Origin of the sequence: Bowmanella denitrificans (genome assembly GCF_002887595.1) — a bacterium.
GTDB lineage: Bacteria > Pseudomonadota > Gammaproteobacteria > Enterobacterales > Alteromonadaceae > Bowmanella > Bowmanella denitrificans.
The window spans coordinates 15,221-35,010 of the sequence record NZ_PEBU01000001.1 but is presented as its reverse complement, the minus strand read 5'-3'; the positions used below and the strand labels follow the sequence as shown (position 1 = coordinate 35,010).

17 protein-coding genes are annotated in these 19,790 nt (G+C 52.8%); 11 read left to right on the top strand and 6 right to left on the bottom strand.

Features of this window, described 5'->3' with window-relative positions:
* Positions 1-123 precede the first annotated feature (123 nt).
* From hrpB to CSR04_RS00135, 3 genes are all read left to right on the top strand, one after another.
* Positions 124-2,589 carry an ATP-dependent helicase HrpB gene (gene hrpB, locus CSR04_RS00145; protein ID WP_102794214.1) on the top strand — a complete coding sequence of 822 codons (2,466 nt, stop codon included), beginning with the start codon at positions 124-126 and terminating at the stop codon, positions 2,587-2,589.
* Positions 2,589-4,901 (top strand): penicillin-binding protein 1B, encoded by a 2,313-nt coding sequence (gene mrcB / locus CSR04_RS00140; RefSeq protein ID WP_102794213.1) that lies wholly within the window; start codon positions 2,589-2,591, stop codon positions 4,899-4,901. The genes hrpB and mrcB overlap by 1 nt, the downstream gene beginning before the upstream one ends.
* Before the next feature lie 187 nt (positions 4,902-5,088).
* The gene (locus CSR04_RS00135) at positions 5,089-6,003 is read left to right on the top strand and encodes a GGDEF domain-containing protein (protein WP_216362479.1); all 915 of its coding nucleotides are present in this window, start codon (positions 5,089-5,091) and stop codon (positions 6,001-6,003) included.
* A gap of 15 nt (positions 6,004-6,018) precedes the next feature.
* On the opposite strand, the gene hemL is transcribed toward CSR04_RS00135, so the two are convergent.
* Positions 6,019-7,299 (bottom strand): glutamate-1-semialdehyde 2,1-aminomutase, encoded by a 1,281-nt coding sequence (hemL, locus tag CSR04_RS00130; protein WP_102794212.1) that lies wholly within the window; start codon positions 7,297-7,299, stop codon positions 6,019-6,021.
* Between the two features lie 24 nt (positions 7,300-7,323).
* On the bottom strand, positions 7,324-8,340 hold the full coding sequence (locus CSR04_RS00125) for an aspartate carbamoyltransferase (RefSeq protein WP_102794211.1): 1,017 nt from the start codon (positions 8,338-8,340) through the stop codon (positions 7,324-7,326).
* Positions 8,341-8,645: 305 nt separating this feature from the next.
* On the opposite strand from CSR04_RS00125, the gene CSR04_RS00120 reads away from it, so the two are divergent.
* Together CSR04_RS00120 and CSR04_RS00115 are read left to right on the top strand one after the other, a co-directional pair.
* Complete coding sequence (locus CSR04_RS00120) at positions 8,646-9,350, top strand: AAA family ATPase (RefSeq protein ID WP_102794827.1); 705 nt, start codon at positions 8,646-8,648, stop codon at positions 9,348-9,350.
* Positions 9,304-9,621, top strand: coding sequence for a ribbon-helix-helix protein, CopG family (locus CSR04_RS00115; protein WP_102794210.1), 318 nt, complete (start codon positions 9,304-9,306; stop codon positions 9,619-9,621). The genes CSR04_RS00120 and CSR04_RS00115 overlap by 47 nt, the downstream gene beginning before the upstream one ends.
* Before the next feature lie 224 nt (positions 9,622-9,845).
* On the opposite strand, the gene hemJ is transcribed toward CSR04_RS00115, so the two are convergent.
* Together hemJ and CSR04_RS00105 are read right to left on the bottom strand one after the other, a co-directional pair.
* Complete coding sequence (gene hemJ / locus CSR04_RS00110) at positions 9,846-10,277, bottom strand: protoporphyrinogen oxidase HemJ (RefSeq protein ID WP_102794209.1); 432 nt, start codon at positions 10,275-10,277, stop codon at positions 9,846-9,848.
* On the bottom strand, positions 10,274-11,956 hold the full coding sequence (locus tag CSR04_RS00105) for a chloride channel protein (protein ID WP_102794208.1): 1,683 nt from the start codon (positions 11,954-11,956) through the stop codon (positions 10,274-10,276). The genes hemJ and CSR04_RS00105 overlap by 4 nt, the downstream gene beginning before the upstream one ends.
* Positions 11,957-12,052: 96 nt before the next feature.
* Between CSR04_RS00105 and CSR04_RS00100 the strand changes: the two genes are divergently transcribed.
* From CSR04_RS00100 to CSR04_RS00085, 4 genes are all read left to right on the top strand, one after another.
* Complete coding sequence (locus CSR04_RS00100; RefSeq protein WP_102794207.1) at positions 12,053-12,772, top strand: DUF6776 family protein; 720 nt, start codon at positions 12,053-12,055, stop codon at positions 12,770-12,772.
* Positions 12,773-12,834: 62 nt separating this feature from the next.
* Positions 12,835-13,179, top strand: coding sequence for an iron-sulfur cluster insertion protein ErpA (gene erpA / locus CSR04_RS00095; protein ID WP_102794206.1), 345 nt, complete (start codon positions 12,835-12,837; stop codon positions 13,177-13,179).
* Positions 13,180-13,299: 120 nt separating this feature from the next.
* Positions 13,300-14,706 carry a type 2 periplasmic-binding domain-containing protein gene (locus CSR04_RS00090; protein WP_102794205.1) on the top strand — a complete coding sequence of 469 codons (1,407 nt, stop codon included), beginning with the start codon at positions 13,300-13,302 and terminating at the stop codon, positions 14,704-14,706.
* A 13-nt stretch (positions 14,707-14,719) separates the two neighbouring features.
* The gene (locus CSR04_RS00085) at positions 14,720-15,295 is read left to right on the top strand and encodes a glutathione S-transferase family protein (RefSeq protein ID WP_102794204.1); all 576 of its coding nucleotides are present in this window, start codon (positions 14,720-14,722) and stop codon (positions 15,293-15,295) included.
* Between the two features lie 14 nt (positions 15,296-15,309).
* On the opposite strand, the gene CSR04_RS00080 is transcribed toward CSR04_RS00085, so the two are convergent.
* Positions 15,310-16,668: a S41 family peptidase gene (locus CSR04_RS00080; RefSeq protein WP_102794203.1), complete on the bottom strand. Its 1,359-nt coding sequence runs from the start codon at positions 16,666-16,668 to the stop codon at positions 15,310-15,312.
* A gap of 169 nt (positions 16,669-16,837) precedes the next feature.
* Here CSR04_RS00080 and CSR04_RS00075 point away from each other — a divergent pair, with 169 nt between their 5' ends.
* Complete coding sequence (locus tag CSR04_RS00075) at positions 16,838-18,622, top strand: PLP-dependent transferase (protein ID WP_102794202.1); 1,785 nt, start codon at positions 16,838-16,840, stop codon at positions 18,620-18,622.
* A 224-nt stretch (positions 18,623-18,846) separates the two neighbouring features.
* Complete coding sequence (locus CSR04_RS00070; RefSeq protein WP_102794201.1) at positions 18,847-19,266, top strand: SRPBCC family protein; 420 nt, start codon at positions 18,847-18,849, stop codon at positions 19,264-19,266.
* Between the two features lie 59 nt (positions 19,267-19,325).
* Here the strand turns inward: CSR04_RS00070 and CSR04_RS00065 are convergent, their stop codons facing one another.
* Positions 19,326-19,787: an Lrp/AsnC family transcriptional regulator gene (locus tag CSR04_RS00065; RefSeq protein ID WP_102794200.1), complete on the bottom strand. Its 462-nt coding sequence runs from the start codon at positions 19,785-19,787 to the stop codon at positions 19,326-19,328.
* Between the last annotated feature and the right edge of the window lie 3 nt (positions 19,788-19,790).

The window sequence follows — 19,790 nt, the reverse complement described above, 5'->3', positions numbered from 1 at the left end:
TTAGCGAATAACCGCAAGTGGGCAACTTGCCGGGCACAGATTCTGTGGTGAATGCCGAGATAATTCAGCTCACCCCAGACAGCGATGATAGAATGCATTCACTGATGTAAGTTTATCCGGCAGATGAATACCGATTCACCCCTTCCCGTAGCGAGTGTGTTGTCCGAGTTGGTGACGGCGCTTAAACAACAAAATGTGATCCTTAGCGCGCCGCCGGGGGCCGGCAAGTCCACCCTGGTGCCCCTGCATTTGTTACAGCAGGCTGAATTCAGCGGCAAAAAAATACTGATGCTGCAACCGCGTCGTGTGGCCGTTCGCGCTATTGCCAGCTATCTGGCGGCCAGATTGGGTGAAACGGTGGGCCAGACCGTGGGTTATCGTATCCGCGGTGAAAGTAAAACCAGCAGTAACACCCGGCTGGAGATCCTGACAGAAGGCCTGCTAACCCGAAAATTGCAGCAGGACCCCGAACTGGCCGACACTGCCGTGGTGATCTTTGATGAGTTTCACGAACGAAACTTGCACAGCGACTTTGCTTTGGCCCTGTGTCTGGAAAGTCAGGGGGCACTGCGCGAAGATTTGCGCCTGTTAGTGATGTCGGCCACCCTGGATGAGCTTGGCCTTGAACAACTGCTGCCCGATGCCATCCGCTTGCAAAGTGCGGGGCGTAGTTTTGCCATTGAATACCATTACAAAGCGGTACCCACCAGTCAGCCATGGCTGCCCTGTATGGCCAGCCTGGTGTTACAGGCGTTACAGGAGCATCGCCAGGGCGTGCTGGCCTTCTTACCCGGTGCAGCAGACATTCGCAAACTGGCGCAATTGCTGACGCCCCATCTGGACGCATCGGTTCGCCTGCATTGTTTGTATGGTGAACTGGGCAAACAAGCGCAAATGGCCGCAGTTGAGCCCTTACCCGCAGGTTGCAAAAAGCTGGTATTGGCAACCAATATTGCAGAGACCAGTCTGACCATTGAAGACATTGCCGTGGTGGTGGATAGCGGGCTGGAAAAAATAGCCCGTTTTGATCTGAACCAGGGGGTCACCCATCTGGTTAGCCAGCGTATTTCGCAGGCTTCGGCCACCCAGCGGGCGGGGCGTGCCGGTCGGGTGGGGCCGGGAGTTTGTTACCGCTTATGGCCACAAGAGCAACAAGCACGTCTGGTCGCACAAAGCCAACCGCAGATATTACAAAGCGATGTGTCGGCATTGATGCTCGAAGCCCTGACCTGGGGCACTGAATTGACGGCACTGCCTTTGTTGGACAAACCTTCAGACGCGCAATTGGCGCAGGCCACGACGTTACTGAAACAGCTGGGCGCACTGGATAGTGATATGCGCGTCACCCGTCACGGTCGTGAGCTGGCCAAGCTGGGCAGTCACCCGCGTCTGGCCAATATGATGCTGTCAGCCTCACAGCAAAGCACGCAGGCACTCACCCTGGCCTGTATGCTGGCAGCCTTGCTGGAAAGTAAAGACCCCCTTAAACCGTCATACACTTTGGATATGGTTGAGCGTATCGACTGGTTGTTGTGTCACCGCCAGGACCCCATTATGCAACTGGCGGGCAACTGGGCCAGGCGACTGGGTGGCAGATTGACAGCCAAGGTGGATGGCCGCGAAGCCGGCAAATTACTGGCATTGGCGTTTCCCGATCGCATTGCCAAAAAACGCGGTGCCGGGCGTTACTTGCTGGCCAGGGGAATCGGCGTCAAGTTGGACGAATTGGATCCGCTGTGCAGCCATGAATACCTGCTGGTGGCGGACCTGATACAAACCGGCGATGGCGGAGATATTCGCGCCGGGCTGAGTGCTGCCCTGAGCCTGGCAGATATTGAAGCGACGGTTGGCCACTTGTTCACAGAAGAACTGCGCTGTGACTGGCACCAGCAGGCCGAACAGATTCGTGCCCGTAAAATACGTAAGCTGGGCAGCATTGAAATACGCAGCGAAGTGATGAGTCATCCCAGCAAGGCTGAACTGGAACAAATCTGGGCGGTACTCATCCGTGACAAAGGACTGGCCTGGTTACCCTTAACGGATAACAGCATCCAACTGATGCGTCGCATCCGTCTGGCCGCTCGCTGTCTGGGGCAGCCGGATGAGCAAGACTGGACAGATGCCGCCCTGCTGGACAGTCTGGCCGACTGGTTGTTACCTTATCTTGGCGAGGTGCGCAGTTTCCGGCAGTTGCAGGGACTGGATTGGCATAATCTGCTGCGCAATCGACTGGACTGGAACAGTCAGAGCCTGGTGGACAAAGAACTGCCAAGCCACCTGCTGGTACCCAGCGGCAGTCGCTGCACACTGGATTACCAGGAAGATGGACAGGTATGCCTGTCGGTCCGCATGCAAGAGATGTATGGTATGGCCACCACCCCTGCCATTGCCAATGGCCGTATTGCGGTGCTGGTGGAACTCTTGTCCCCGGCCCGGCGTCCACTACAAAAGACCGGCGACCTGGCCGGTTTCTGGCAAGGCTCTTACAAGGATGTGCAAAAGGAAATGAAAGGACGTTATCCCAAACACTTCTGGCCGGATAATCCGGCCACGGCGCAAGCCACCACCCGAACCAAAAAGGCGATGTAATGCGTAAAAGCAAGGCAGCTCAACCTTCCCGTAATCCTTTTAAATGGCTTTGGCGCCACAGTGGCAAATTTTTGTTGGTTGGGCTGGTTAGCCTGACGGCGTATTGCTTGTACCTGGATGCGCAAATAAAAGACAAATTCAGTGGCGACAAGTGGCAGGTGCCAGCACAGATTTTTGCCCGGCCAATGTTACTGCAGGTGGGCCAGGCGCTGGCGATGGACGAGGTGGTGGAGGAACTGGAATGGCTGGCGTACCGGCGGGTGTCTGCGGTTAAGGGCAGTGGCCAGTACAGTCGCCAGGGCAGTCAATTGGTATTTCATCGTCGCGCTTTTGAATTTGCCGAGGGCTTTGAAGACGAGGTCCGGGTGACCCTGAGTTTTGCCAAAGGTGAACTGGCGGCGATTCAAATGGATGGTGGCCGCGCCCAGGATAACATACGTCTGGAGCCCTGGTTGGTTACTCGCTTCACCAACAACAGCCAGGAAGATCGTATGTTGGTGGAACTGGTGGATGTGCCGCCTGCGTTGTTGCAAATGTTGCTGCTGGTGGAAGATCGCGACTTTTACGAGCATTTTGGTGTGGCGCCATTGTCAATTATCAGGGCGCTGATTGCCAACCTCAGCGCCGGTCGGGCAGTGCAGGGGGGCAGCACCCTGACTCAGCAGTTGGTAAAAAACTTCTTCCTCAGCCATGAAAAGTCCCTGACCAGAAAGTTAAACGAAGCCTTAATGTCGCTGCTGATTGAGCTGCGTTACAGTAAAGACGAAATACTCGAGGCTTATCTGAACGAGGTGTTTCTTGGCCAGAATGGTGCCAACGCCGTGCATGGTTTTGGTCTGGCCAGCTACTTTTACTTTGACCGGCCATTGAATGAACTGAGCGTGCCGGAAATGGCCATGCTGGTGGGCATTATCAAAGGGCCGTCTTATTACAATCCCAGACGTCATGAAGAGCGGGTGCTGGAGCGACGTAACCTGGTGTTGCGTCTGTATTTTGATGACCAGCAAGCCACTGCATCGCAGTATACCGACTGGCTTAAAGCCCCCCTGGGGCTGGCGCAGGGCTCCAAATTGGCCAGGGGCAAGCACCCGGCTTTTATGGACCAGGTTAAGCGCGAGCTGAATCAGGCCTTACCCGATCCTTCCCTGCATCAGGCCGGTATTAAGATATTTACCACCTTGGACCCGCTGGCGCAGCGAAAGGCAGAACAAGTGGTCAGCCAGGGGCTGAGCAATCTGGAAAAGCAGCGCAAAATCTCCGGGTTAGAAGCGGCTATGGTGGTAAGTGATATTGCCAGCGGTGAAATTCGTGCTTTGATTGGTGGTCGAGATACAGATTATCATGGCTTTAACCGTGCGCTGGATGCCCGGCGTTCAATCGGCTCGATTATCAAACCGGCCGTATATCTTACCGCGCTGGAACAACCAGCTTATTACAATCTTGCCACGCCACTCAAAGATCAGCCGATCAAGTTAAAAAGCAGCCAGGGGCAAATGTGGTCTCCGCAGAATTCAGACCGCCAGTACCGGGGGGAAGTGTCGTTGCTGACCGCGCTTAGCCGTTCACTAAACGTGCCAACGGTAAGTCTGGGTATGGAGCTGGGGCTGGGAGAAATTGCCTACACCTTAAAACGCCTGGGGGTTAACGAGGATGTCAGCCAGTATCCGGCGCTGACATTGGGCGCGGCGGCCTTTACCCCGCTCGAAGTTAATCAGATGTACCAGACCCTCGCCAACGAAGGATTGTATCTGCCACTGCATGCCATTGATACGGTCACCGACTCCGACGGTCGGCTAATCTGGCAACAACAACTGCACGCCGAGCGCCGGGCCGACCGCAAGGCGGTTTACCTGCTTAATTACGCACTCAATAAAGTGACCCGGGACGGCACGGCCAAGGTACTGAAGCAGACCTTCCCCAATCTGCACCTAGCTGGCAAAACCGGTACCACAGATGATTACCGGGATAGCTGGTACGCCGGTTTTGACCGCAACAACCTGGTGACCATCTGGCTGGGCAAGGATGATAACCAAAGTACCGGCCTGGCTGGTGCCAGCGGGGCACTGCCGCTGTATATTGAATATCAGAAATTACAGCATCCTAAATCCCTTGTCAGGCCATTCCCGCAAGGTCTGGGGATAGCCCACTTTGATGCGCATAAAGGCCATCACCTGCAAGCAGGTTGCCCCGACAGTATCAGTGTGCCAGCGGTGCTCGACGCACTGCCCGCCCCGCAAGGCTGTGCAGCGAAAATGCCGGTCAAGCAGGCGCCCAAAGAGAAAAGTTTTTGGGAACGTTTATTTGGCGAATAGCCCCATAGTAGCTATGACTCCGCGCTATAACATGGTTTTGAGAGTGATTTTACAAAGCGCAGGCCGTGCTAATATAAAGTGAGTCACGGCTGATTGTAAGAGACAAAGGCCAGATGCAGCCAGTGCTTATACTGGCTGTTAGCCTTAACTGGTATCAAGACCTTTTAACCCGCAACTGGGGCGCTGATTGAAACAGAATCTGGAATTACTGATGGAGATGCTGGCGGCGTTACCCGATCCGGTATTTATTTTGTCTGAAAGCGGCAGGTACGTGGCGCTGATTGGCGGGCATGATGCAAGGTATTACCATGACGGCTCCCACCTGGTGAATTTCAGTCTGCACGACGTACTACCCAAAGAGCTGGCCGACTGGTTTTTAGAGCAGATTCGCCAGACCATCGAAGAAAATCGCCTGCGCACAGTGGAATATGCACTGGGCGCGCACGATGTAAAGGGCCTGGAGCTGACCGAAGGGCCGGAACAGGACATCTGGTTTGAAGGTCGTATTCAGCCCCTCTCCAATCCGGTTGACGGTGAAAGGGCGGTGGTATGGGTGGCACGCAATATTACCGAACGGCATAACATGCAGTTGCAGCTTAAGAACCTGGCCGAACTGGATGAGCTGACCGGCGCCTACAACAGGCGCAAGCTGATGGAAGCGTTGGACGAAAAATTTGCCGAGTTTAAGCGTTATCACCATCCCACCTCGCTGATGATCTTCGATCTGGATCACTTTAAGCAGGTAAATGACAGATTTGGCCATATTGCTGGCGATAAAGTGCTGACCGCCATGGTTAAGCTATGCAAAAAGCAGCTACGCCAGCAGGATCTTCTGTGTCGTTACGGCGGTGAGGAGTTTGCCGTACTCTTACCCAATACCGACCTGGAAGAAGCCACCCAGCTTGCTGAAAGATTGCGCAAAACCATAGGGCAGTACGATTACCATAAGGAACTGGGGCAGGCCTATTCCATTACCGTCAGCGCCGGGGTCAGCGCCTTGTGCATCAAGGATAAAATAGAAAGCCTGATTAAACGGGCCGACGATGGCCTGTATCAGGCCAAAGCCAGCGGCCGCAACTGTGTTATCAGCCGCTCTTCCTGAGTTGGGCTAGTCTAGTTATAACGACGCCAGTACAATGTCTGCGGCGGCCAGGGTTTGCTCAATAATAACCTGATCGTGGGCGGCCGACACAAAGCCTGCTTCATAAGAGGCCGGGGCCAGATACACCCCTTCAGCCAGCATGGCGTGATAGAAGTGGTTAAACTGGGCCTGATTACAGTTTATAGCCTGCTGGTAGTTGGTAACCCGCTCCACGTCGGTAAAAAACAGGCCGAACATGCTGCCGGCATAGTTAATACTCATGGGGATACCGTGCTTATCGGCAATAGCCTTAAAGCCCTTGGCCAACTGCTCAGTGTTGTGGCTCAGTTGCTGATACAACCCGGCTTGCTGAATGGCGGTCAGTGACGCCAGACCTGCGGCCATTGCCACCGGATTACCGGATAAGGTACCGGCCTGGTATACCGGCCCGGTGGGGGCGATATGGCGCATAATCTCAGCTTTACCACCGAACGCGCCAACCGGCATACCTCCGCCTATTACCTTACCCAGACAGGTCAGATCCGGTGTAATCCCATAATGGGCCTGTGCACCGCCAAGTGCAACCCGAAAGCCGGTCATCACTTCATCCAGAATCAGTATCGAACCATACTGATCGCAAATTTCCCGCAGGCCCTGCAAGAATCCTTCAACCGGTGGAATACAGTTCATATTGCCTGCCACGGGTTCAACAATCATACAGGCAATTTGCTCGCCTACTTCGGCAAAGGCCTGGCGTACACTGTCCAGATTATTGTATTCCACCGTCAGAGTATGCTGGGCAAAATCGGCGGGAATGCCGGGCGAGCTGGGTACACCCAGAGTCAGGGCACCGGAACCGGCTTTAACCAGCAACGCATCGGCGTGGCCATGGTAACAGCCTTCGAATTTGAGGATTTTGTCGCGTCCGGTGTAGCCACGGGCCAGACGAATGGCACTCATGGTGGCTTCGGTGCCGGAATTAACCATACGTACCATTTCCATGGAAGGAACAAGCTGGCTGACCAGTTCCGCCATCAGCACTTCGGCTTCGGTAGGGGCGCCAAAACTTAAACCTTTTTCTACCGCTTCCAATACCGCCTGGCGAATGGCCGGGTGGTTATGACCCAGAACCATTGGTCCCCAGGATTGCACATAATCAATATAACGTTTGCCGTCGGCATCAAATAAATAAGGACCGTCGGCCTTTTCAATAAAAAGCGGCGTGCCACCCACGGCCTTAAACGCACGTACCGGTGAATTAACGCCACCAGGAATATGCTGTTGGGCGCGCTCAAAAAGTTGTACGGATTTTTGCATCTGAAAGCCTGCTTAAGTTAAAGACTAAATGTTCTGTTTGTTGCTGTACCACTGCACATCGCAGTCGTACTTTTCCACGATATCCTCTACCCCTAAGGTTAGGGCAAACAGTGCCATACGGATCAATACGCCATTGTCCACCTGGCGGAAAATGGCCAGGTTGGGGTTCAGGTTCAGGTCATTGTCCAGTTCATTGGCATCGGCACGGGAATCCCGTGGCAGGGGGTGCATAATCACGGTTTTTGACTGAAAGTGGCGGGTATAAATATCCTGATTAAGGCGAAATTTACCCCGGTATTTATTGGCTTCGTCCTTGGACGGAAAGCGTTCTTCCTGAATACGGGTCTGGTAGCAGATATCCGCATCCACACTGCCTTCCAGTTGTTCGGTGACCTTAAACTGGTGCCCGGCCCGTTCGATATCATCCAGAATGTACTGGGGCATGGCCAGTTCCTGTGGCGAAATCAAAGTGAAACGAATGTTCTTGTAAAGACAGAGTAACTTTGAAAGAGAATGAACAGTCCGGCCATGTTTAAGATCGCCAATCATGGCGATATGCATGCCTTCGATACTGTCACCATGGAACTGCAGCTCTTTGGAAATAGTGTACAAATCCAGCAGTGCCTGGGTGGGGTGCTCATTAGAACCGTCGCCGCCGTTAATTACCGGCACCCGGCTGCCTTCGGCAAATTCTGCCACCGAGCCTGCATCTGGATGACGCATGGCGACAATATCGGAATAACTGGACAACACCCTGGCGGTGTCAAACAGGGATTCCCCCTTAGACAGGGCGGACGTGGCCATCCCGGCGGTTTCCCGCACTTCGCCGCCCAGCAGGTTAAAGGCCGTACCAAAGCTTACTCTGGTGCGGGTGCTGGCTTCAAAAAACAGGTTGCCCAGAATGGCGCCGTCCAGTACCTGGGTGCGCTTTTGACGGTGTGCGTATGGGCGCATGCGATCCGCCACCTGAAATATCTGCTGAATATTGTCGCGATTGAATTGGTTGACCGAAAGAATGTGCTGACCTTTGAACTGACTCATGGGGCGCTGCCGGCTGGATTGCAAGTAGGCGGATTTTAGCAAGGTAGGCGCGTTAACTCTATCCCGCCACACTGATGAAGGCGGATTTTATTGCCGCTGTCAGCCTAAGCGTAAGCAGGTGCTGGAGCATAGTGTTGCTGGAAGGTCGGTGGCCTAATGGTATAAAACTGCATTCCTAATCATCAGACGCCATGCCAGCCTCTGCTGGCCCCTTTTTAGCGGTTGGATTAAATTTAATCAGCAACAGAGCTGCATCTGTAAGGCAGGTGCAGTTCGCCAGAGTGGTGGTAGTAAGAGGTGGAATCATGATTATTTTGGTTGGTGGTGAAAAGGGCGGCAGTGGCAAGAGCTGCCTGGCGCAAAACATTGCCGTGTATCTGCGGACCGAGCGTAACGCAACAGTGCTGATGGTGGATTGCGACCCGCAACGCACCACATCTGATTGGATCCATGAACGTAACAACAATAAAAAAGACTTACCTGGCATTCAGTGTGTGCAGTTATACGGCAAGATACGCAATGAACTGCTAAGTCTGCGCAACCACTATGATTTTGTCATTATCGACTGTGGTGGGCAGGACAATCTGGCACTGCGGTCATCCATGGCGGTGGCTGACCATATTCTGATCCCACTGCGCCCCAAACGCCGCGATCTGAAAACCGTGCCGCATATGGAAGATATTGTCTCCACTTGCAAGATGGTGAATCCCAAGATGAATGTGTCTTTTGTGATCACTCAATGTCCATCCTTACCCTCTTTGGCCAGCCGTATTATCGAAGCCAAGGAAGTGTGCCGTTCGTTTGAAATTCCGGTGCTGAATTCGGTGACCTTTAGTCGCAATATGTATGACGACAGCGAAGAGCTGGGGATGTCAGTGATGGAAAATGAACCTCAAGGCAAGGCCGCCTGGGAAATTCGCAGCATAGTTGAAGAATTGTTTGCCCGCGGCAGAGGAGAATCCTATGACATTCGCCAGTTTGAAGAAAAAATCGCCGTCGGCCAGTCCTGAACAAGTCAGTGTTGATGATTTTATTGATGAGGCTAACCTCTATGCGATGGGGCTGTCGAAGGTGGTGCCGCTGCATCCTGCTGATCATCAGCAGGACGTGGCCGAACCCTTTAAAAGCCACTGTTTTACCCTGAGTATTCAGGCCAGGGAAAAGCTGGATCAGCTATGTGAAGCCACCGGCATCTCCCGCTCCAGGCTATTGCGGATTATGCTTAATGAATTGCATCCAGAGCTGGATAAGGCCAGATATCTGGCCAGCCAGATTCGCTAGGGAGGGGGGTAAGTGGTCTGTAATCAGTCGGCAGATGGCTGAATGTAAGTGGTCAGATGGCAGAAATCCGTTGACAGCGGGTGAGGGCGAGTCAGACTAAACTGCCAACTGCCAACTGCCAACTGCCAACTGCCAACTGCCAACTGCCAACTGCCAACTGCCAACTGCCAACTGCCAACTGTCAATCAACCCACAGTGGGTCGGAATTGATTCCGACAGCCAGCTCAAAAAAAAGGCTTAACCACCGCCAGACAGACAATCGCCAGTAACACCAGCACCGGCGCTTCATTCAGAAAACGATAAAAGCGGCTGGAATGCCGGTTTTCGTCTCTGGCAAATTGTTTAAGCAGGCGGTACAGGTAGAAATGATAAGCGTAGATAAGGATAACCCCGACCAGCTTATAGTGCAGCCACATGGACGCGCGAAACCAGTCCCGGCCGTAGCTGAATATCAGGCTCAGACCCAATACCAGGGTCAGCACCGCAAAAGGGGTAACAAACCACCACAGCCTGCGTTCCATAATTTTAAACTGATCTTTAACCGCCTGGTTGTCGGTTTGGGCGTGATAAACAAATAAGCGCGGCAGATAAAAAATACCCGCCATCCAGGCCACCATAAAGAAGATATGCAAGGCCTTCAGCCATAAGATCATCAGTACTGCTCCTTCATCAATTGTGCCCGCAGGCTGTTCCAGGTAATTACACCGACAATATCCGCCGGGGTATCTTCATAGATATACACGGCACCATCGCGCCCGGCCTGCAATATTTCATACACCTCCGCCAGGGTGGCCTGAGACGGTACGCCCTCCATCACAAAGTATTTGAGTGGGTGGCTTTGTTCCGGGCTCAGACTGATATCAAACTGAACCAGGGAATACTGCATGCCAATTTCAAAATCCTGCGCCAGCACCAGCAAATCGGTTGGCTGCTTTTGCAGGTGGTCGAGCATCTGATGTTCCGGGCCATCCTGAAACAGTTTAAAGTCGCGCCGGGCTTCGGCCATCACGCCGGTTTTCTGCAGGTGTTCGCGAATAGACGAGGTGGTATAGCTAAGCTTCTGATAGTCCAGCTGGCGAATAAAAATGGAGCGATTACCCAACAACTGAGTGGAGGTGACATAAGCAGGGACTATGACCAACATGGCTGGCAATATCACCTGTGGGGAGAATGACAGCTCCATTACCGCAGACAAGGCTGCCAGTGGCGCATGCAATACCGCACTGAGCAGCCCGGCCATGCCAAGCAAGGCAAAGGTGCCGGTGTATTGTGAAACATCTTCTATAAACAAGCCCAGTGGCAGCAGCATAATGGCACCGGTCAGTACGCCGATGCCGATTACCGGGCCGATAACACCGCCAGGTATGCCCAAACCCAATGCTATCAGGGTCAGCAGAAACTTGGCGGCCAGAATGGCGAACAGCAGCATCAGGTTGTCCGGTGAACTGACCACAAATTGTATGGAACTCATACCTGAGCCCATGGCCTGCGGCATCAGGTAACCGACCAGGCCGGTCAGCAATCCTGCCAGTAACAGCCTGCTGGCCATATTTAATGGCCTGAACCAGCGGATCATATTCATCAGTTGATCGTTGAATAAGGTGGCCAGCGCGCCAAGCAGCACCCCTACCGGTATCAGGTACAAGTAAAACCAGTTGCTGAACTTGGTAAAATGCAGAAGCGCCAGTTCGCTGCTTTCACCAAATACCAGCCGGGTCAGCACCGAGCCGCAGGCCGCCGCCAGCATAACCGGTATAAAAATATGGATTTTGTATTCCCTGAGTACCACTTCCATCACAAAAATAACCGCTGCAAAGGGCGTATTAAAGGACGCTGAAATACCGGCCGCAATGCCACAACCTGCCAGGATGCGAATGCTGTTATAGGGCAACTTCAGCCATTGGCCAAGAAAGCTGCTACCTGCCGCGCCCAAATGTACCGAAGGGCCTTCCCGGCCGACCGAAAAACCGGCAGCCAGTGCCACTACGCCACCGAAAAACTGATTAATGCTGGTACGCAGTGGGATATGCCCGTAGCGGTGTTTGACCCGGTGGATCACATAAGGAATGCCCATGCGGTAATGTTTAAAACCGGTCAGAAATGCAAACAACAGAATCAGTAATGCCCCGATTATTGGCAGAATAAATCGGTCAACGGCATCCATGGTGGTAAAATTGTCGCCCTGTTGCAGGTACAATCCCTGCAAAATTTCAATGGTCAGGCGAAAAACAATAATCAAAATGGCAGCGCAGCTTCCGCCAACAATGCCGAGCAGGCAGAGTTGGACTGAAGTGCGTGGATGTGCGAGTTCCTGGCGCAGTCCCTGTAAAGTCATGTGGTGGCTGGCTATGCGATTTATCGCAAGTTTAACACAAGTCGAAGGAAGAAAACCCTGATATGACAGACACTTTAGTCAATTTGGAGGTGGCCGTTGCTGTCTCCTAAACAACTTAAAAGCAAAATTGGCGCAATGCGCTTTTATCTGGTGATCATGGCTTTATTGGCTCTGGTGGCTTATCTGGGCATACGTTGGGGTAATCACCAGTATGATTATCAGGCACGCCAGATTGCTGGCCTGGAACAAAGCCTGGCCAGGGTGACAAAAGAAAATAATCAGCTTACCAAGAGCCTGAATATCCTCGGTGTTGAGCTTGAAGTGGAACGGCTGGCCAATCAGCAAATGCAGGGTAACCTGACGCAGAATCTGCAAAAACAGGCGGAGATCCGCCGCGAATTGTCCTTCTATCAGAAAATTATGGCGCCGGAAACCCAGGAGCAGGGGGTTGTGGTGGACTCTCTGGACATTGAGGCCACTAACAGCCCTGGCTACTTCCGCTTCGCCCTGGTGTTGATGCAAAAGGACAAGCGTAAAGATTTAGTACAGGGCCAGGCGCAGGTATTGATATACGGCAGTCAGGATGGTCACCCGGCCAAGCTCACACTTACCGGCCTGATGGAAGACGATATTGAAGCCCTGGGCTTTCGCTTCCGCTATTTTGAAGTGCTGGAAGGCTTGTTTAAGTTGCCTGAGGGGTTTATTCCCCAGCGTATGGAAGTGGATTGCAATCTTAGTAAGCCCAAAAAGGGCGAGTTGAAGCGCAGCTTTGAGTGGTTATTGTTTGTTTCCGAAGCTGTTGAAGCGAATAGTTGATTGATTTACTCGGGTATAAGATAATGTGCCCTCGCCAGTCCGGCGTCTAGTTGAGGTAAATAATGTCTGTTGAGTCAGCCTATCCGGTGGAGTTTTCAGATGCGGCGGCCCGCAAGGTCAAGGCACTGATTGAAGAAGAAGAAAATCCGAACCTGAAATTGCGGGTGTTTGTGACCGGCGGTGGCTGCTCGGGTTTCCAGTACGGCTTCACCTTCGACGAGAAAGTCAACGACGGCGATATGACCATCGACAAAGACAGTGTCACCCTGGTGGTAGACCCGATGAGTCTGCAATATCTGCTGGGCGGCACGGTTGACTACAGTGAAGGGCTGGATGGCAGCCGTTTTCTGGTCAACAACCCCAATGCCACCACAACCTGTGGTTGCGGCTCCAGTTTCAGTATCTGATTGCTTGTGCGCCCGTCCTGGCAGACGGGCTGTTCTGTCTAAGCTGATTGTCTATTTGAATAACCTTTTCAAATCGGGCTAGTATGTAAATTAATCATACTCTGCTGGCTTTGTGTCTGTTTGAAAAAGCGCACCGGACTCCCTCTGCTGTTTTACGCCTGGGTGGCATTGTGCAAGCCTTTGTTCGCAGAGGACGCGCTGATACCACTGCGCATGGACAGTCCGATTCAGCCTGACAGTCCCTACAGTCTGTTTGTCGGCGAATTGCTGGGTAATGCCTATGCATCCCTGGGTTATCGCCTCGATCTGCAAAATATGCCACTGGGGCGAAGCTTTCTTGAGGCCGAGGAAGGGCGCTTAGACGGTTTACGTGACCGTGGTCAGACTATCGCCAAAGCCTATCCCAATTTGCTGCAGGTTCCTTTCCCGCTCTACGATTTTAACCTGGTGTTGCTGGCTGACAGGCGTCGATGTGGTCTGTGCGCCTTATCCGATGTAGACACTCTGGTGACCTTGCGTGGCTTTCAATTTCAGCAGGACTACTTCAGCCGCCAGCCATCCACCCATCAGATTATTAAACTGGGGGATACCGAATCGGTTTTGGACATGCTCACCCTCAAGCGGGTTGAAGCGGCGGTGCTGACCGAGCTTATCGTGCCTCCGGGATTCTACCGTAGCTCACCGCACTGGATTCAGTATCCGCTGGACAGTGCCACTATTTATCATTACCTGCACCACAAACATGCTGACCTGGCTGTGAAGCTAGCCAACAAACTACAGGAAATGGAGTTAACCGGCGAAGTCTGGCAGCTGCGGCAGAAATATCATATCCCTCCGCTGCAAACGGATTTACGCGCAGAGCTTGGCAGCCGCATATCTGCGGTGTCGGCCAACTGGAGGGGCTTTACCGACACCCCTGAAGGCACCTATTGGCGTATCCTGTTATCGGCGCTGGCACAAAGCGGATTGCAGGTACAAATCCGCCAATCCAACTGGAAGCGCGCTAAACAGGAGTTTGCCGAGGGGCGCGCCGACATTTTAGTCGGCGCTTATGATTTTGAAGTACCCGACAATGGGCTACGCTCCAATGTGCATATTGATTATGAATTCCCGGTTATGGCCATTGCCCACAGTGATGACGCCCTTGACCGCTATATTAGTGGTGGTCAGGCAGGCAAAGCTTGTTACGTGCTCGGCTACGAGTTTGCCAATTGGTTACCCGGCAATATTGAAGTGTACGAAGCCAGCAGCATGCCTGATTGCCTGAAGCTGTTACAGAACCAGCGGGTCGATTTACTGGTGGATTACAGCTACAACCTCAAAGACGAAGAGAAGCAGCATCTGGTTATGCGCGAAATCAAGGAGGCGCTGCCACTGTTTGTGGTGTTTCAAAATACCAGCCGCGGCCATTTGTTACGCAAAACCTTTGAAAAAGGTTTCCGGCAGTTGGTTGCATCAGGTGAGGTCGCGGGGTATTTTGCTGACCAGGCTGGCTATCGGCAGGCCAGACTCGTTAAACCACGCTAAATGGAGTTCCACTATGCTTAAGCTTTATGGCTCAACCACTTCTCCTTTTGTTCGTCGTATACGTATTTTGCTGGCTGATAAGGCCCATGAATATATCAATATGCAGATCTTTGAAGGACCGGATCGGCAGGTGTTACGCGAGTTAAACCCCACCCTGAAAATCCCGATGCTGGACGATGGGGGGCAGATTATTTTTGATTCCAGAGTGATATTTCGTTATCTCACGGAAAAGTTTGCACTGGGCTCGTTAAGCTGGGCGCAGGAAAACCAGTTAACTCTGATTGATTCGGTCAATGATGCACTGGTGCATAAGCTGCTGACGCAGCGCTCCCAAGTGGAAGCGGACCCGCAAAAGCTGATATTCCGTTTGCAGCAGGAGCGCATTGAAACCGTCCTGCAGGCGTTGGAAGCGCAGCTAACCTCCGGGCAATTCGGGGATTGGGGTTACCCGGAGATTTGCCTTTACAGCATGCTGGATTGGGCGCTGTTTCGCGAGCTGCACAGCCTGCAGGCCTACCCGGCCCTGCGTGCCTTTCATGCCGAGCATAACAACAAGGCCGAAGTGCAGGCCACCGATCCGCGAGAGTAATCAGCACCAATAGGCTAGCCGTGTTGAAGCAGGGCAATCGCCTGTTCAAGCCCCGGGTCCACACCGGCACGTAAATGTGCCGGTTGGGCATAATCAATCCGCTGCTCAACATCAATACCTGTTGCCTCAAACCACGCATCCTGCATGCTCAGGTAGCGTTCGTTGGAGATCCCATATTCCAGTCCACAAGGCAGGCGTTTTTCCAGCACGTCAGATAGCACCCCCTGACTGGTTTCACCTGCCAGAATCACATTGCCCCGCGCCTTCAGCATCAGTATCAGCAGCTCGGCGGCACTCATGGTAGAAGCGCTTTGCAGTACCAGCAGTGGCATACGCGGTAAAGTCAGTCCACTGGCGGGGGGTAGCTGGTAGCACTCGGTTTCTGTTTGCAAGGCGCCAAGACCTGCCTGCTTTTTATAGACCGATGTTGGTGAGGCCAAAAAGCGTTTAGCGATTAGCTGACTATGCTGATCGTAACCGCCAGGATTACTGCGCAGATCAAGCACAATGCCCCGGCAGTGCTGCAGGTCGCTGACAATCTGCTGTAAGGCCGTGTCCAGTGCCTGCATATCTGCGCGGATTTGCGCAGATTCATCATCGAGCTCCTCGCCGCTGAAGTCTTCCATGGCGTCGATAATGACAACCCCAATGTTTTCTTTGCTGATAAACCAATGCAGATTGCCATTGCCCGCCTGGCAGAATTGCCCTTCGGGGGCATAACTGAGCTTGATCTTTAGCAATGTGTCGGTTTGTGCAAACACATGATCCCACTGCGCTTCATGCGCTTTAATTCCGGCTTGCTGAGCCTGCTGTAAGAAGCTGTCCCAAATGGTTGGGCGTGCTACAAAATCACGGGCTGGGTAATCATCCAGACTGAGTTGGATGTGGGCATCGCGCACCGGGGCAATAAGCTGAGCACATTGTTCCAGCAATTGCGCCGGATGTTGAATATCCGCCAGGTGTTGAGGCAATTCAGGCCAGGTTACCCCGCGCCGCTCAAAGGCAATGTAATAGAGGGCAAAGCTTTGCCAAAATAATCTCAGTTCCAACCCGCCCTGGAAAAGATAGCCAGCTTGCTCCCGGCCAGGCAACAGCCTGAGTTTCTGCCAGGCCTGTTGATTCGTGGCGCGGTTGTAGATTTCATAGCGGTAATTAACGCCCAGAAAATCATCGATACGCCGCAGCCTGCCCAAACCATCCTGTTGCCAGTGCTGCTGTTCCCAGCCCAGCCTGCTTAGTTGCAGGTCTGGCCGGGTCAGCAGATGGTTGCCAACGACATCATAAAAACACACTTGCTGCGGTTGTATATGCATTAACCGGCCATAGGCCGGTGCTTCCCAGATTCCTTCAATACTTGCAGTCCGCCAGTTCACCGCTTGTTCCTTATTGTCAATTGCCTGTCTGCATTGTGGGGGCCAGCCACTGTAATTCAAGCTGTTCAGATTAGTGTTAGGGTGTTGACTAATATTCGGAAAATATACATTGAAAGCGAATATAGTTTTGCTTAATCTGGGTTTGTTTAAATTATGTTAAGGCTTTGCTATGGAATCTAATCTATCCCAGGCTAAGGTGCTGTCGCCACAGCGCAATACCAGCCAGGCACAGAGTGTCGAAGCACTGGCTCAGGAACAACTTCAGCACTTTGGTATTGATGCTGCGTCGGACTATGGTCAAGCCCTCTACCAGGCCGCGCTGCATCTCTACCAAACCCAGGGTGATATTGCCCGGCTGTGGCAGGTGACCCGAGACACCCTGGACGGATTGAGTCGCGAAGACAAAATTGCCCGCTTTAATGCCAAAAAATTTCTGTCGTTTCAGATGGCCAAGGTGCTGGATACCTTGCAAAACCCATTCAGAGCGGTGCATCAGAGTTTACATCGTCAGCAGGGCTCGCAACTGGCCAGAAACCATTATCCGCTGTTCGATAATGTTACCGCGTTATTCTCTGCCACTCCCGTGGTGGTGCGCACCGCGACCTATGTTTATGCCTGCACCGAATGGGTGGATGACGCCTTTCAGGGCAAAGAGGCAACTCACCAGATTTATTCGCGTTTATTGAACCCCACTGCTATCTCTCTGGCCAATGCCATAGTGGATCTGGAAGCCGGGCCTTATGCCGCGGAATACCTGGCCTGGAACTTCAACTCCGGCATGGCCGCCATTGACGGCATGCTGTCCAATGTATTGCGACATGGCGATGTACTGGTGGTGTCACGCAACATCTATGGCGGTGTATTCCAGTTGTTACATGACTATTTTGCCCGTTCTGATCGGCTCGACATTCAACTGGAGTGGTTTGATGGCTACAGCGCCGAACAATTTGGTGATTTTTTAACCCAGGTGAAAGAACGGCACGCCAGCCGACTGGCCGACGGACGCCAGTTACATGTGTATCTGGAATCACCCTGTAATCCGCATGGTTACGTGCTTGATGTACCGGCCATTTGTCGTCAGGCTCATGCTGGTGGGCATCTGGTGATGCTGGATGCCACCCTGGCTACGCCGGTGCTAAGCCAGCCATTGCAACGGGAAGACAAGCGGGAACGCCCGGACTATCTGGTGCATAGCTATACCAAAGATATCTGCGGTAGTGGTGCCACCACGGCTGGTGTGGTGATAGGTGAAAACCACCGCATGTTCCAGGCTAAGGGCGATAAGGTCAACGGCGTAGACTGGTCACAAACCCTGTTCTGGGATGTGTTTTATATTAAAGGGGCGTTTCTTGATTCAGAGAAAGCCTTCGATGTGCTAAACGGCATGAAAACCCTTGAGCAGCGGATGTTGAACAAAGTGATCAATACCCAGGTATTCTGTCGCTTTCTGGCATCTCACGCCGATTTTCGGGTTAACAGCCACGTACTGGACGACCATCCTAATGCACCACTGCGTCGAAGCCTGATGCGCCATGGCTGGCCATGTGCGTTGTTTACCGTGGATATGCAAAGTGCCGGTCTGGAACGCCAGACCTTTGTGCGTTTCTTTGATTCACTGGAGCCGGCTTTCAGCCATCAGGTTTCCATTGGCCAGAACAATACCATTATTCTGTGTCCGGCCCTGACCTCGCATTCTGAGCTGGCCGAGGCCGATCAGCATGCGGCAGGTATTTTCCTGACCACGATGCGGGTTGCCATGGGGACAGACAACGTGAAGGAGTTAATCGCACAGTTTATTCAAAGTGCCAGACTGCATATTGACCCGGTACGGCCGGGATTCAGCGATAAATTTATGTCAGCCCAGGACATTGATGCGCTTTACAAAGACGTGGCGATGACTTGTGCCCAGCAGCACTATACCTCAGGCCCAAGTATGTCAGATATGTTGGCATAACGAACAAAACCGATGTCCAGGCTCTCCCGTGGTCTGTTGTCCTTTGGGTGGTTAAATGCCCTGTGCGTTAACCACCTGTTTTAAATCTTGCTCCCGACGCCGTGCAGATTTCACTTTGCGCTTTTTGCGTGATTGCCTCTTTGCGAGGTCTCCCTGTAAAAAATATTGCAGATAACGCCCCTCCTGCCGATGATAGGACATCGCAGTTTGTATTTGGAACGTCCATGTATCAGTTCACCCTTAGTGTTAAGTTTGACGCCCCTTTGCCCCGTTTGTTTGATGCCTGGCATAAAACCGAGCTGATGCAGCAGTGGTGGGCGCCTGGCGATATGCTGGTGGCGCAGATCATGTCCAGCTTTCAGAAAGGCGGAAAGTTTCGTTTGGTGATGCAGGATAGCGACTTCAATCAGCATGTGGTGATGGGAGAATATCTGGACATCGTGGAAAATCAGAAGTTGGTATTTAGCTGGCAATGGCAGGACAGCGACCTGGTGACAACTGTCAGCCTGGACTTCGCCGAAATCAATCAGCACACCTCTGAGCTGACGCTCACACATAGCGGGTTTGCCGACCAGGAAATGGCTGACGACCACCAGGCTGGCTGGATTGGTTGTCTGGAAAAATTGTCGTTATTGACCTTATGAAGGTCGGCAGGATTAAGTCGTCAGTTGTTTGGGCTTAATCGCGAGTCTAGCCGCCAAGGTTAAAATCGGGGTAACGTTTGACTTTGGCGAAAATCATACACCAGGGCGGTTTCTACATGGTTGACCTCGGCTCTGGCGGTGACGGCGTTAAAGACAAAATCCCGCAGATGCAGGGTATCGGCAACCGTGACATGCACCAGAAAGTCATTTTCTCCGCCCATATGGTACAGACTTAACACCTCTGGCATAGGGAGTAGGTCGGCCATAAAGGCATCTACAGTTTCACGGTTATGATTCGACAAGCGCACCGCAATCATGGCCTGAATATGGCCACCCAGGGCGTTCATATCCAGACTCAGGCTGCAGCCCTGAATTACCTTGTCGGTTTGCAGGCGTTTGACCCGCTCCAGGCAGGAAGACGGAGCCAGGCCAACCCGGCTGGCCAGTTCCTTGTTGGTCAGCCGTGCATCCTTGAACAGCATCGCCAGTATCTGTAAATCCGTATTGTCCAGGGGGCGCATGGG